This window comes from Natrinema amylolyticum (genome assembly GCF_020515625.1).
Classification (GTDB): domain Archaea; phylum Halobacteriota; class Halobacteria; order Halobacteriales; family Natrialbaceae; genus Natrinema; species Natrinema amylolyticum.
Genome location: NZ_JAIWPJ010000001.1, coordinates 1,738,568 through 1,752,839, shown reverse-complemented (window position 1 = coordinate 1,752,839; position 14,272 = coordinate 1,738,568). Strand labels below are relative to the sequence as shown.

Below are 14,272 nucleotides of genomic sequence, written 5' to 3'. Positions count from 1 at the left end.
GTACTGCAGTGGCGCGTGCTGAGCGACAGGTCGTCAGCGCGAGCGGTGACTGGAAGGAACCGGGAGTCGAGGGCGACCTGTCGCACAACCCCGCGCGAGGGATGAGCGAGCGACGAACGGAGCGAGCGTTAGCGCGGAACCGTCGGTTCCGCGAACCATGCGAACGGGCGCTACGCGTCCGTGAGCAGAAATCGGCTGGGGAGGGCGTGGCGATTCCCTGCCGCCACGATAGCAGAACGGCCGTTCCGGACTACCGCATCCTCACGAACTCGAGAGTGAGTCGAGCGAGCGTACCCCTTTTCCCGTTCCGAGCGAATCCTCGAGTATGACCGAGACGACGCTGTGTTTTCCGCTTCGGGACGCCGAGAGCGATGCCGACCCCGATCGCGAGGTGCTCCTCATCGAGAAACGCCGCGGGCTCGGCGAGGGCTGGTACAACGGCCCCGGCGGCAAGTGCGAACCCGGCGAGACGCCCCGAGAGTGCGCCGTCCGCGAAACCGAGGAAGAGGTCGGCCTCGAGGTCCGAGACCTCGAGAAGGCGGGCGAACTCACCTTTCTCCTCGACGGCGAGGACCACACCGTCTGTCACGTCTACCGCACGCGCTCGTTCGCCGGCGAGCCGACCGCGACCGAGGAGGCCTATCCGGAGTGGGTGCCCGTCGATGACGTGCCCTACGACCGGATGTGGGACGACGATCACCTGTGGCTGCCCGGCGTGCTCGAGGGGAAAACGGTCGCCGGGGAGTTCCGGTTCGAGGGCGGCGAGCCGTTAGACGAGGCCGAGTTCGTCGCTCACAACCTCGAGTGGGGCGTGTCGCTCGAGGCCGCTGGTGGCGAGTAACGGATCGTACTTGCTCGCGCTGATGGTATCGGGACGACACTATTCGGACATGTCCCGTTATCGTGGCAACGGGGAATCGCCACGCCCTCCCCAGCCGATTCGCTCGGACTCCCGTCCTCGCTCATCCCTCGCACAATGTCGTCGACTGCTCGATCGCAATAGTGAGAGCAGTCGACAGCGCGCGCCACCGCGGATCGTCTGGCACGTCTGGAAGCGATACACGGAGTCCCGTCCTCTCGATTCAGGGCTTCAGGACGACCTTCCCGGAACTCTTCCGGTCCTCGATGTACTGGTGAGCCTCGGCCGCGTCCTCGAGCGCGAACGACTCGCCCAGGATGACCTCGAGATCGCCGCTGGCGAACCCGTCGGTCAGCTCGGGGACGGCCGTCATGATTCGGCTCGGATCGCGGAACGTGGCCTGCCCGAGGTGGAACCCCTTGACGGTCTTATTCTCGAAGAGCAGTCGCCGGTTGCTGACCTCGGCTGGGACCCCGCTGGCGACACCGTAGGTCACCATGCGGCCGAAGTGGGCCATCGCGTCGAGGCTGCGCTCGAAGACGTCGTCGCCGACGCTCTCTAAGACGAGGTCGACGCCCTCGCCGTCGGTCTCCTCGTCGACGACCTCTCGGAAGTCCGTCTCGGTGTAGTTGATCGGATGGTCACAGCCCAACTCGGCCGCGAGGTCGAGTTTCTCCTGCGTGCTCGCGGTGCCGAAGACCTCCGCGCCGGCGTTGGACGCCAACTGGACGGCCGCGGTACCGACTCCGCCGGCCGCGGCCTGGATGAGGACGGACTCGCCTTCCTCGAGGCCGCCCCACTCGAAGAGACAGGCGTGGGCGGTCAGAAACTGGACGGGGAAGCCGGCGGCCTCGTCGAAGCTCATCGCCTCGGGGACCGGAAAGAGCAGGTCCGCGGCGGCGGTGACGTACTCCGCGTAGCCGCCGCCGTCGAGCATGCCGACGACGCGGTCGCCTTCCGACAGATCGTCCACGCCCTCACCGACCGCATCGACCGTTCCAGCGGCTTCCATGCCGGGGACGTACGGCGCTTCGGGACCGCCCGGGTACTGCCCCTTCCGTTGCATAATGTCCGCGAAATTGATCCCAGCCGCTTCGATCTCGATACGGACCTCTCCCGCGTTCGGCTCCGGTCGATCGGCGTCGACGACCTCGAGGGCGTCGCTGTCACCGTATTCGGAGACTTCGATCGCTTTCATACCGAATACGTATACCGGAGTCGGGCACATAACGTTGTCAGAACCGGACAAAACTAAGACAACGTTTATAGTTGTCGGAAAGGATACCGACCGAGACGGTTGCGAATGCCACCAGTGGGTTCAACAGGACAGTTGTCATACGACGCCTATGTCGACCGTGGGGTCCGTCGTCGCGCTCGCGAGGGATCGGAATCTGACGTTTCTGGCGGCGGGAATCGCCTACTACGCGTTCGTCTCGACGATACCGCTGCTACTGCTCGCCGTGACGATCGCGTCGTTCGTCGGAGGGCAGGCGCTGGCCGATCGCGTGGCCAGCATGCTCAGCCAGCAACTCTCGTCCTCGGGACAGCAGATGGTGTCGCAGGCGCTCACCAACCCGTCGGGTCGGGCGGCCGCGTCCGTGATCGGGTTTCTCGGGGTGGTGTGGAGCGCGCTGAAACTCTTTCGCGGCCTCGATCAGGCGTTCGATGAGATCTACGCGGACGAGGTCGACGCGTCGCTGCTGGGACAGATCTGGGACGGCATCGTCGTCGTCGTCGGAATCGCCCTCTCTGTCGCGCTCGTCGTCGCCGTCGGCGCTGCGCTCTCGATACTGAACTTGCAGATACCGTTCGTCAACGTGATCGGAACGCTCGTGTTGATCGTCGTCCTGACGGTCGCGTTCCTGCCGATATACTACGTGCTGCCGCCGATGGACGTCTCGCTGCGGGGCGTGCTTCCGGGAACGATCGTCGCCGCGGTCGGCTGGGTCGTTCTGCAGATCGGGTTCCGGATCTACGCGGCCAACGCCGGCCGTTATGCGGCGTACGGCGTGATCGGGGCTGTCCTGCTGTTCGTCACGTGGCTGTACTTCGGCAGCATCGTGATACTGCTGGGCGCAGCGGTGAACGCCGTCCGTCGGGGGGCGACGACGGACACGGCGTAGGTGCTCGCGAGCGAGCGTTCGCCCTTCGCATGGTTTAAGCCCGCGCTGCCTGCATGTCGTACTAATGAGCGACGAGAGTCAAGAACTCGGCATCACCGAGTCCAAATCGCACAAACCCGGCGAGTGGTACGCCGAGGTCGTCCAGAAGGCCAATATCGCCGACTACGCGCCGATGGGCGGGTTCATCGTCACGAAACCGCGCGGCTATGCCCTCTGGGAGGCCATTCAGGATTCGCTGGACGGCTGGTTCAAGGAGACCGGCGTCGACAACGTCTACTTCCCGATGTTCATCCCCGAGAGCTTCCTCGAGCGGGAGAAGGACATCGTCGAAGGGTTCGATCCGGAGGTCGCGTGGGTGACCCAGGGCGGCCACGAGGAACTCGAGGAGCGACTGGCCGTCCGGCCGACCAGCGAGTCGATCATCGCGCCCTTCATGGCCGACTGGACCCGCAGCCACCGCGACCTGCCGATGCGGCTCAACCAGTGGTGTTCGGTCGTGCGGTGGGAGGCCACGGAGACGAAGCCCTTCTTCCGGACGAAGGAGTTCATGTGGCAGGAAGGCCACACCGCCCACGCGAGTAACGAAGGCGCGTGGGAGGAGGTCTGGACCCGCCTCGGCCAGTACGAGCGCGTCTACGAGGACGTGCTGGCGATTCCGGTCCTGCGCGGCAAGAAGCCCGAACACGACAAGTTCCCCGGCGCGGACACGACGACGACGGTCGAGGCGCTGATGCCCGACGGCAAGTCCGTGCAGGGCGCGACCAGCCACAACCTCGGCCAGAGCTTCGCCGAGGCCTTCGACATCACCTTCGCCGACGAAGACGAAGAGGAACAGACGGCCTACACCACCTCGTGGGGTCTCTCCTGGCGCGCGCTGGGCGCGCTCATCATGACCCACTCCGACGACCAGGGGCTCGTGCTCCCGCCGACGGTCGCGCCCACGCAGGTCGTCATCGTCCCCATCTGGCAGGCGGACACCAAGGAGGACGTCCTCGAGTACTCCGAGGAGATCGCCGAGGACCTCGAGGACGCCGGCGTCCGCGTCGAACTCGACGACCGCGACGGGCGCAACCCCGGCTTCAAGTTCAACGAACACGAACTCAACGGGATCCCGCTGCGACTCGAGATCGGTCCTCACGAGGTCGACGACGGCGAGGTCACGCTGGTCCACCGGCCGGACAACGAGGAGTCCGTCGAGGACCGCGACGAGATCGTCGAGCGCGTCGACGAGCATCTGGACGAGATCTTCGACAAGCTCTACGAGGCAGCCGAGGAGAACTTAGACGAGAACGTCCGCGAGGCCCACAGCCCCGAGGAGATCCTCGGAACGATCGGCAAACACGGCGGCTACGTGAAGACGCCGTGGTGCGGTGACGAGGCCTGCGAGGAGGTCATCAAAGAGAAGATCGCGGCCGAGATCGTCATGCAGCCCCTGTCCGACGAGGGCGGCTCGTCGGCCGGCGAAGTCCTCGAACCCGATCGCGACGAATGCGGAGTCTGCGGCGATCCGGCTGACGAGATCGCGTACTTCGCGAAGTCGTACTGAACGGGGCAGTCTCGGCAGTTCTTTTCGGCGCTACTCGAATCGAACTCGAGCCGACTTCGTGGACTATCCGCACTAGATCGTGGGTGACTATTCCACACGCACCTAACTGTTTAACCCGAGGTACCTTACGGGGGGAGAGTAATTAGAAGTATGTGGTGTTCACTCTGGTGGGTGAACACTACGTGCCTCTGACATTCCCCACTTCCGGACGGTATCCGTCCCGGAGGGGGTTTTGGCTGACCAATACTGCGGACCGATCGATACGTCTCGAGAAGCGATTCGATTAGAGACCGAACTGTAGAATCGAGCCCGCAGTAGTGGTTAAGGGATTATAGTACACCTTATACCGGTACATATGTGTTAATAATACGCTTAGTCATAATGGGTTAGTCTCTTATAGGTGTTCCCGCTAAGGGTGTGTATGTCACAGCCACATATAGCGTCATCCGCCGAGCGTTCGGAGGGGCTCGCCGACCCCGCGGACGCGCGGTCGAACTGTGGCGTCGGTGTCGTCATGGACCTCGATGGGGATGGGGGCCACGACATCGTCGCCGACGGACTCGAACTACTCGAAAATCTCGAACATCGCGGGACGACTGGCGCAGAGAAGAACACCGGCGACGGGGCCGGCATTATGCTCCAGACGCCCGATTCGTTCTTCGAGAGCGTTCTCGACGCTTCCCTCCCCGAGACCTACGCTGTCGGCTCGCTCTTTCTCCCACAGGACAGCGCGGCACGTGCGGAACTCTTCGATCTCGTCGAGGAGACGTTCGACACCTACGATCTCGACGTCCTCGAGTGGCGGGACGTTCCGACGAACAACGACGGTCTCGGTCAGACGGCCGTTGACTCCGAACCGGACGTCTGGCAGGTCGTCGTCACGCCCGAGGACGATATCTCCGGCGACGACTTCGATCGCCGCCTCTACGTCGCCCGACGCGCCCTCGAGAACGCCGTCGAAGACGCGGCTATCGAGAACAAGGAGCGCTTCTACGTCGTCTCTCTGGACTCGAAGACGGTCGTCTACAAGGGGCTGTTGAAGGGCGTTCAGGTTCCCGCGTACTATCCCGATCTCACCGACGAGCGGATGGAGTCGACGTTCGTGATGGTCCACGAACGGTTCTCGACCAACACGCTCGGCGCCTGGCACCTCGCCCATCCATACCGGAACATCATCCACAACGGCGAGTTCAACACCATTCAGGGCAACATCAACTGGATGCGAGCCCGCGAGACCGACATCGAGAGCGACGTCTTAGCGGACCTCGAGGCGGTCAAGCCGATCATCGACGATCCCGAACAGTCCGACACGGCGAGCGTCGACAACGCCCTCGAACTGCTGATGCAGGATGGCCGCGACCTCGAGCACGCCCTGCGGATGCTCGTCCCCGAGGCCTGGCGCGGCGACGACGCGATGGACGAGGACCGCCGAGACTGGTACGACTTCCACGCCTCGCTCGTCGAGCCGTGGGACGGTCCCGCCCTCGTCGCGGCGACCGACGGCGAACGCGTCGGCGCAGTACTGGACCGCAACGGCCTGCGTCCCTGCCGGTACGACGTGACGACGGACAATCAGCTGATCATGGCCAGCGAGGCCGGCGCGCTCGAGACCGACCCCGCGGACATCGAGGAGCGCGGTCGCCTCCAGCCCGGCCAGCTCTTCCTCGCCGATCCCAACGAGGGGCGGGTCATTCCCGACGAGGAAGTCTTCGACGACCTCACCGACGACCGCTACGGCGAGTGGGTCGACCAGGAGCAGGTCCACCTGGACGATATCCAGACGACGAACGACCGCTCGCCTCAAGGGGCAGTCGACGGGCTGCGCGACTATCAGGCCGCCTTCGGCTACACGCACGACGAACTCGAGAACCTGATCGAGCCGATGACCCAGAAGGGGAAAGACCCCGTCGGCTCGATGGGCGACGACACGCCGCTGTCGGTGCTGACCGACTTCAACCGGCCGCTGTTCTCCTACTTCAAGCAGCTGTTCGCACAGGTCACGAACCCGCCGCTGGACTACATCCGCGAGGAACTCGTCACCTCGATGGAGTCGCGACTGGGCTTCCAGCGCAACCTCCTCGACGAGTCGCCGGAGCACGCCCGCCAGCTCGTGCTTGACTCGCCGATCCTGACCGACGCCGAACTCGAGTCGGTCCGTGACTGCTCGGCCAACGACATCACGGCCGCGACGATCGATATCACCTACGAACCGGAACACGACGAACTCGGTACCGACCTCGAGGCGGCCGTCGAACGCGTCCGCGAGGACGCCGTCGAGGCCATCGAGGCGGGCAACGACGTCATCGTCCTCTCCGACCGAGCCGTCGACGAGGACCGGGTCGCGATCCCGAGCCTGCTCGCGACCGGCGGCGTCCACCACCACCTCGTGCGCAACGGGCTGCGCAACCACGTCGGACTCGTCGTCGAGTCCGCCGATCCGCGCACTGTCCACCACTTCGCGACGCTGGTCGGCTACGGTGCCGGCGCGGTCAACCCGTACCTCGCCTACCAGACGATCGAGGACATCACCGCCGGCCCCGATGGTGCCGACACCGAGGTCGCGATCGACGCCTACGTCGGCGCGGTCGAGGACGGCCTCCTGAAGATCATGGCCAAGATGGGGATCTCGACCGTCGAGAGCTACCAGGGCGCCCAGATCTTCGAGGCCGTCGGGCTCGAGAGCGATCTCGTCGCCGAGTACTTCGAGGGGACCGAGAACCGAACCGAAGGGATCGGCCTCGCCGAGATCGAGGAGGACCTCCGCGAGCGCCACGCGACCGCCTTCGACGGCGACGGCGAGGACGCCGACCTCGATCGTCACGGCGAGTTCGAACACCGCTCGGACGGGATCCACCACCAGTGGAACCCCGACACCGTCGGTGCGCTCCAGCAGGCCGTCCGCTCGAACGATTACGAGCGCTACGGCGAGTTCGCCGAAAAGATCAACGACCAGCAGCAGAACCTCCAGACGCTTCGGGGGCTGCTCGAGTTCGATTCGGATCGCGATTCGATCCCGGTCGAAGACGTCGAGCCGATCAAGGACATCGTCCAGCGGTTCTCGACCGCCGCGATGAGCCTCGGGAGTCTCTCGCCGGAGGCCCACGAGAACAACTCGATCGCGATGAACCGGATCGGTGGCAAATCTAACTCCGGCGAAGGTGGCGAACCGCCGGAGCGGTTCAACACTGAACGCGAGTGCAACGTCAAGCAGGTCGCGTCGGGACGGTTCGGCGTCACCTCGACGTATCTCTCGAACGCCGACGAGCTGCAGATCAAGATGGCCCAGGGCTCCAAGCCCGGCGAGGGCGGCCACCTCCCCGGCTCGAAGGTCAACGAGATGATCGCCCACGTCCGCAAGTCCACGCCCGGCGTGGGGCTGATCTCACCGCCGCCGCTGCACGACATCTACTCGATCGAGGACCTCAAGCAGCTGATCTTCGACCTCAAGGCCGCGAACGAGGAGGCCGACATCAACGTCAAACTCGTCTCCGAGGCCGGCATCGGCACGGTCGCCGCCGGCGTCGCGAAGGCCAACGCTGACGTGGTCCACATTTCGGGCCACGACGGCGGCACCGGCGCATCGCCCAAGACCTCGATCAAGAGCGCCGGGCTCCCCTGGGAGCTCGGTCTCGCCGAGGCCAACCAGATGCTCTGTGCGACCGGCCTCCGCGACCGTATCCGCGTCTCGGCCGACGGCGGGATGAAGACCGGCCGCGATGTCGCCGTCGCCGCCCTGCTGGGCGCCGAGGAGTACATCTTCGGGACCGCCTCGCTCGTCACCGGCGGCTGCGTGATGGCCCGGCAGTGTCACAAGAACACCTGCCCGGTCGGCGTCGCCACCCAGCGCGAGGACCTGCGCAAGCGGTTCCCCGGCGAGCCCGAACACGTCATCAACTACATGACCTTCATCGCGCAGGAACTGCGCGAGATCATGGCCGAACTCGGCTTCGAGACCATAGACGAGATGATCGGCCGAGTCGACGCACTCGAGCAGCGAACCGACGTTGACCACCCGAAGGCCCGCAACGTCGACCTCTCCGAAGTCCTCGCGGACCCCGGCAGCGACGTCCGCCGCAAGATCCGCGAGCAGGACCACGAACTCGAGGACCAGCTCGACCGCGACCTCATCGAGGCCGCGGCCGACGCGATCGAGGACCAGGAACCGGTCAGCCTCGAGACCGAGGTCACCAACGTCGACCGCACCGTCGGTGCGATGCTCTCGAACCGCATCACTGACCGCTACGGCGAGCCCGGCCTCCCCGAGGACACCATTACCGTGGACCTCGAGGGGACCGCGGGCCAGAGCTTCGGTGCGTTCCTGGCGAGCGGGGTCTCGATGCATCTCGACGGCAGCGCGAACGACTACGTCGGCAAGGGACTCTCCGGCGGCAAACTCACGATCCGGACGCCCGAGACCGCGGCCTACGACCCGACCGAGAACGTCTCGATCGGCAACGTCGCCCTCTACGGCGCGACCGACGGTCAGATGTACGTCAACGGCGTCGCCGGCGAGCGATTCGCCGTCCGTAACTCCGGTGCCAAGGCCGTCGTCGAAGGCGTCGGCGACCACGGCTGCGAGTACATGACCGGCGGCGTCGTCGCCGTCCTCGGCGAGACCGGGAAGAACTTCGCGGCCGGCATGTCCGGCGGCGTCGCCTACGTCTACGATCCCGACGGCGAGTTCGAGGCCAAGGCCAACACCGGCATGGTCTCGCTCCACGACGACTTAGAGGAGAAAGACGAGCGGATGCTCCGCCGACTCGTCGAGAATCACGTCGCCTACACCGGCTCCGAGCGCGGGCAACTGCTGCTCGAGAACTGGGAGCGCGCGCTCGAGGCCTTCGTGAAGGTCATGCCCGAGGCCTACTACGAGGCGATCACCGAGCAGGGCAGCGACGACGTCCGCAACGAACTGCCCGGCTCGCCCGAGGCAGCGGCCGAGGCCGAATCGACCAGTTTCGCTGCGAGCGACGACTGACTCGGACGGCGCTTCTTTCTTCGGTTCGCACCGGACGAGACGTTCCGTTCGCCGACGATCGATTACTCCGCCAGCCGCGCGTGGAAGTACGGGAATCGGGCGTCCTCCTCGTCGGCCAGCGCGTCCCTGAACTCTCCCCTCGCGACCAGTTCGAACCCGGCCGACTCGAGTTGGGCACGAGTGGCCGTCGCGCCGGCCATACTCCAGTGCATTTCGGTGCCGGTCTCGAGCCAGTTCGGGTTCGAACCGGTCCACTCGGTCCACCCTTCCGTGAGGAGGAGCCGTCCGCCCGGGCGGAGCACGCGTGCGAACGACTCGATCGCCGCCGGGTGATCGTCGATCTGGACATGAATCAGCGAGTACAGTGCGGTGACGGCATCGAAGGCGTTCGCGGCGAACGGCAGCCGCGTCATCTCACCTTGGCACAGCGCCGCATCGGGAACGAGCCGCGTCGCCGTCTCGAGTTGCCCCCGCGAGAGATCGAGCCCGACGGCCAGCTCCGGATCGCATCCGTTCGACGGGTCGAGGGCGTACTCGAGCGCCGGGGTTCCCTGCCCGCAGCCGGCGTCGAGGAGACGATATTCGTCCGGAAGGCCGTCGAACAGCGCCTCGAGCGCGGCCGCCTCGTCGTCCCGCGTCGTGGTCCGTTCGTTCGCGTACGTCGCCGTGATTTCGTCGTAGGCGCGGCGGACGTCGTCCCTGTCGGACATAGCCGTCCGTCTCGCGTGAGCGACAAATGTCTTCGGCCGCTGTGCGAACGCGACTCCCTGTCCGTCAGGGAGGGGTTTCGGACGAAACGACCTTCCAGAAGCGAGGCAGTGGGAGGGGACGATCCTCCGCTGCATTCGAGTTCGTCTCGGGACGACTACGCTCTGCCGAGCGTGTGAAACTCGTCGTTCGGCCGCATCTCGGCGAACATCGCCATTCGATTGCTCATGTTGTAGTAGGCGGTGACGGCGCCGATGTCCCAGATCGCTTCTTCGCTGAAACCGGCGTCCCGGAGCGCCTCGAGATCCGCCGGCTCGACCTCAGTCGGCCGTTCGGTGAGCGTGACCGCGACGTCGAGCATCGTTCGGTGGGCGTCGCTGATATCCGCGGTCCGGTAGTTGGCGACCAGTTGGTCGGCCAGCGTCGGATCGTCGGCGTAGATCCGGACGAGCGCGCCGTGGGCGACGTTGCAGTAGTAGCAGTGATTGACGCCGGAGACGGCGACGATGATCATTTCGATCTCCTCGCGCTCGAGGGCGGTGTCCTCGACGAGCGCGTCGTGATACTCGAAAAAGGCACGGAAGTGCGACGGTTTGTACGCGAACGCGGCGAACACGTTCGGTGTGAATCCGGCGCGCTCGGTCTCCGCTTCGATCCGGTCCCGCAGGTCGTCGGGCAGGTCGTCGAACGCCGGAACGGAGAATCGGGCCATCGCGTCGTCGCTGAGTTCCGGGGTCGGTTCGGACGTCGACTCGGGTTCGGAATCGGAGTTGCCCATAGCTACCGTTTCACAAGCAGCCGTAATAACGCAGCGGGGACCTCGCGTGCTATACTAGTCGTCGAGAACGCCGCCCGCGTCGACCGCCGCCTCTCGAATCGCTGCCGCGTCGGGAGCCGCGAGGAGATGCGCCTCGCAGTCACAGTCCGATGCGCCGAACCCGGAGACGAACTCGCCGGGCAGCCGATCCGCCAGTTCGCACTCCCGATCGGCGTTCGGGAACGTAATCGCGGTCTCGAGGTGCGTCGCGGAATGGCCGAGCAGGTAGTCGATATGCCAGTGGCGCGTCTCGCGGTCGCCGTCGGCGAGTTCGCGGTGGCGATCGACGCGACTGAAGCCGCCGGGGCCGAACGCACTGCCGACGTAGGCGTACGCGCCGGCAGGGAACTCGCGGTCACCGAGCGCACCGACCTCGATACTCGTCGATCGCGGGACGTCGATGACGAGGACGTACGTGCCGCTCATATCGGCTCGTCCGGACAGCGGTGGCAAAAACGAGGTGATTTCGGATCGCGGTGACGGATGCCTTCCGGGGACTCGAGGCCGTTAGCTCGACCAGTCCTCGTCGCGGGCGCGATCCTCGTCTGCGGTCGGATCGCGCTCGTGGACGTGGCGACGGTTGCTCATGTCGTCGTCCTGTAACTGCTGGTTTCGGTCACCGCTCGAGCCCCGCTCCGACTCGCGGGTGTCGGTCCAGTCGCCCTGCTCGGACCGTCGTCCCTGTTGGCGGTACTCGAGGCCGCCGCCGGACTGCTGCTCGCGGTTCATGCGACCGCCCGAGGAGCCTTGGGTGTCTCGCCGGTCCTCCTGCCGGCTGAACTGTTGGCTGTCCTGATAGTCGCGGTCGGTTCGCCGGTCGCGCTGTCCGCTACCCTGATCCCGTTGGGTGCCGGACTGATGGCCTTCGCTCTGCTGGTGGCGACGGGACTCGGGCTGGCCCTGCTGGTACTGACTGCCGTGTTGCTCGCTGCCTCGCTGGGACCGGCCTCTCTGCTGGTCTCGCATCCTGTTCTGTTGCCCGCGATGCTGTCGGCCCTGGTAGTCCCGTTCGCGGTCCATCGGTTCGGTGCCGGTGTCTCGGCTCTCGTGCCAGCGCTGCTGGGCACCCTGTCGGTCCTCGCCGCGCTGCGTGCCCTGCTGGCCGCGTTGGGATCGGCTCTCGCCCTGTTGGTGTTGCCCCTGTCGCATGCCGCCCTGCTGTTGCTCGCCCTGCTGGCGATCGGACCCCCCGGTTCCACGCTGGCCCTGCATGCGGTCTCGCTGACCCTGCATGCCGCCCTGCATACTGCGCTCGCTCTGTTGGCCGCGTTGCGAGCGGTCGCCCTCTTGCTGGCCTCGTTGCATACCGCCCTGCTGGCCCTGCATACCCTGCTGACCCTGCATGCCGCCCTGCTGACCCTGCATGCCGCCCTGCTGGCCGCGCTGTCCGCCACGACGTTCCTCGTGTCGGGCTTCGCCACCGTACGCGAGGTTCGCTTCGTCCATCGCGTTCGTTTCGAACCCGCTGCGCTGTTGGCCGCCCTGCTGCTGACCCCGTTGCTGTCCGGTCTGCTGGCCCCGTTGCTGCCCGGACTGCCGTCCACGCTGCTGCCCGGCCTGTCGCCCTCGCCGTTGACCGCGTTCACCGCGTTGCTCCGACTGCTGGCTGCGCTCGCGGTCTCTCTCGCTCGTCGTCCCTGACCCGCGTCCCCAGCCCGTGTCGGCGGTCGTCTCTCGGTGGCCCTCCGTTCGCTCTCGCTCGCGTCCGCGGTGTTCGGGCCCCTGCGAACCGCGGTCGTCGCTCTCGCCGCGGCTGAACAACCCGTGAAGCCAGCCGCGGTCGCCGCCCTGTCGATTCCGGTCGCTCTCGTCGCTCTGCTCTCGACCCTGATTCCGAGTGTGGGACCCGGTATCGTTCGATCGCTCGGTCCGTTCGTCCGTCCGTCGGTCGCTGTCGTATCGGTCGTTCATGGGTGTGGCTGTGGTAATCGGCGAGGTCGGTCGATTCCCGATTCGGTCCGATCGACGCGCTGGCCGCTGGTGGTCGTAGTACTGCGCTGGGACGTAGAGCGAACGAGCGGTTAAAACCCGAGCGTGATTTCGCGTGCATGCCCAATACGGGAAATATGAGGCCATATAACGGGAAAATATGTCCGACAACCGGATTCCGATCTCGGATCCGATTCGCGGTCCGAGTCCGTCCGTTTCCGCTCGAGCGGCCACGTGGCCCGGCTACCGAGGGCGGGTCGGCTGTGACGGGCCGTTTCCGAGGTCGTAGACCTGTCGCGGATCCGTGTTCGGACCGAACGCGAACAGCCCGCGGGCGGGTTCGTATTCGTAGGTCACCCACTGCGGGAGGATTTGGGCCCCGATGAGTTTCCGAACGGCGAGCTGTTTGAGCCGGGCGTCCGGTGCCAGCCGATCCGTTAGTCGCAGATCGACGATCCCGTCGAAGACGTACTCCTCCTCGGGATAGCCGTCCTGGCCCGCCGTCGTCGCGCCGGCGACGATCGGGACGAACCGCGCCTTACAGACCGTCGCCCGAATGTCCTTGATGAAGTCGTGGACCAACTGGTCCTGAAGCAACGACTCGAGTTCGTCCAGCGAGTCGATCGTGACCAGTCCCGTCTCGGTCATCTCGAGGTCGTCGAGCGCGCGGTGGATGCTGTTCGCCAGCTCGCGACGGTCGCTCGGGTCGCGGACCTCGACGATCGCGTCCTCGGCGGCCTCGCCGACGAACGTTGCCCAGTCGCTTCGCTCGTCGAGGAAGTCGTCCCGGTCGTCGAGCCGGTGGGTGAAGCAGTCGATGATCCGCAGTCGATCGGTTTCCAGCGCCGGGAGCACGTTCCACCCGTTCCCGTAGAACCGCTCGAGCGTCGCCGTCGGCGGGTTCGCGACGGAGACGACGACGGCGGGTTCGCCCCGCTCGAGCGCGCGCCAGGCGAGTTCGGTCCCCAGTTCGGCGCGGCGGGTCCCTTCGTCGCCCGAGAGGAGGAGAAACGAGTCGGCGGGGAGTCCGTTCGGGACGAGCGAGTCGAGCGGTTCGATGCCGCTGACGAACCGCTTGTACGCGTCGGGATCGGGCATCGTCGAATCGTCGTCGGCGGCCTCGCGGCAGGCGGTCGAACAGTACCGCCCGTCGTCGCTCTCCTCGGGATCGCCCGGAATCGGGTAGTGACAGTGATCGCACTCGAGTGGATGTTCCCGAGCGCGATCCGTCCGGAGCTGTTCTGACATACCGGACCGCCCTACCACGAACGGGATCAAAGAACCCTCCCCTGAACGACGTGGGTCGCGCCGA

General features: G+C 65.9%; 10 protein-coding genes. 4 read left to right on the top strand and 6 right to left on the bottom strand.

Annotated features, from left to right (window positions below; all coding sequences use genetic code 11):
• The first annotated feature begins 325 nt into the window (after nucleotides 1–325).
• Complete coding sequence (locus LDH66_RS08615; RefSeq protein ID WP_226480646.1) at nucleotides 326–841, top strand: 8-oxo-dGTP diphosphatase; 516 nt, start codon at nucleotides 326–328, stop codon at nucleotides 839–841.
• 241 nt (nucleotides 842–1,082) lie between these two features.
• On the opposite strand, the gene LDH66_RS08610 is transcribed toward LDH66_RS08615, so the two are convergent.
• Nucleotides 1,083–2,057 carry a quinone oxidoreductase family protein gene (locus LDH66_RS08610; protein WP_226480645.1) on the bottom strand — a complete coding sequence of 325 codons (975 nt, stop codon included), beginning with the start codon at nucleotides 2,055–2,057 and terminating at the stop codon, nucleotides 1,083–1,085.
• Between the two features lie 148 nt (nucleotides 2,058–2,205).
• On the opposite strand from LDH66_RS08610, the gene LDH66_RS08605 reads away from it, so the two are divergent.
• The 3 genes from LDH66_RS08605 (at nucleotide 2,206) to gltB (ending at nucleotide 9,506) form a co-directional block, all read left to right on the top strand.
• Nucleotides 2,206–2,982 carry a YihY/virulence factor BrkB family protein gene (locus LDH66_RS08605; RefSeq protein WP_226480644.1) on the top strand — a complete coding sequence of 259 codons (777 nt, stop codon included), beginning with the start codon at nucleotides 2,206–2,208 and terminating at the stop codon, nucleotides 2,980–2,982.
• A 64-nt stretch (nucleotides 2,983–3,046) separates the two neighbouring features.
• On the top strand, nucleotides 3,047–4,528 hold the full coding sequence (gene proS, locus LDH66_RS08600) for a proline--tRNA ligase (protein ID WP_226480643.1): 1,482 nt from the start codon (nucleotides 3,047–3,049) through the stop codon (nucleotides 4,526–4,528).
• 421 nt (nucleotides 4,529–4,949) lie between these two features.
• Entirely contained in the window at nucleotides 4,950–9,506 is a 4,557-nt protein-coding gene (gene gltB, locus LDH66_RS08595; protein WP_226480642.1) for a glutamate synthase large subunit, read from the top strand.
• A gap of 62 nt (nucleotides 9,507–9,568) precedes the next feature.
• On the opposite strand, the gene LDH66_RS08590 is transcribed toward gltB, so the two are convergent.
• From LDH66_RS08590 to LDH66_RS08570, 5 genes are all read right to left on the bottom strand, one after another.
• The gene (locus tag LDH66_RS08590; protein ID WP_226480641.1) at nucleotides 9,569–10,216 is read right to left on the bottom strand and encodes a class I SAM-dependent methyltransferase; all 648 of its coding nucleotides are present in this window, start codon (nucleotides 10,214–10,216) and stop codon (nucleotides 9,569–9,571) included.
• A gap of 155 nt (nucleotides 10,217–10,371) precedes the next feature.
• Complete coding sequence (locus LDH66_RS08585; RefSeq protein ID WP_226480640.1) at nucleotides 10,372–10,992, bottom strand: peroxidase-related enzyme; 621 nt, start codon at nucleotides 10,990–10,992, stop codon at nucleotides 10,372–10,374.
• Between the two features lie 54 nt (nucleotides 10,993–11,046).
• Nucleotides 11,047–11,457, bottom strand: coding sequence for a GIY-YIG nuclease family protein (locus LDH66_RS08580; protein ID WP_226480639.1), 411 nt, complete (start codon nucleotides 11,455–11,457; stop codon nucleotides 11,047–11,049).
• Nucleotides 11,458–11,538: 81 nt separating this feature from the next.
• Entirely contained in the window at nucleotides 11,539–12,942 is a 1,404-nt protein-coding gene (locus LDH66_RS08575; RefSeq protein WP_226480638.1) for a hypothetical protein, read from the bottom strand.
• Between the two features lie 261 nt (nucleotides 12,943–13,203).
• Complete coding sequence (locus tag LDH66_RS08570) at nucleotides 13,204–14,208, bottom strand: RAD55 family ATPase (protein WP_226480637.1); 1,005 nt, start codon at nucleotides 14,206–14,208, stop codon at nucleotides 13,204–13,206.
• Nucleotides 14,209–14,272: the final 64 nt, after the last annotated feature.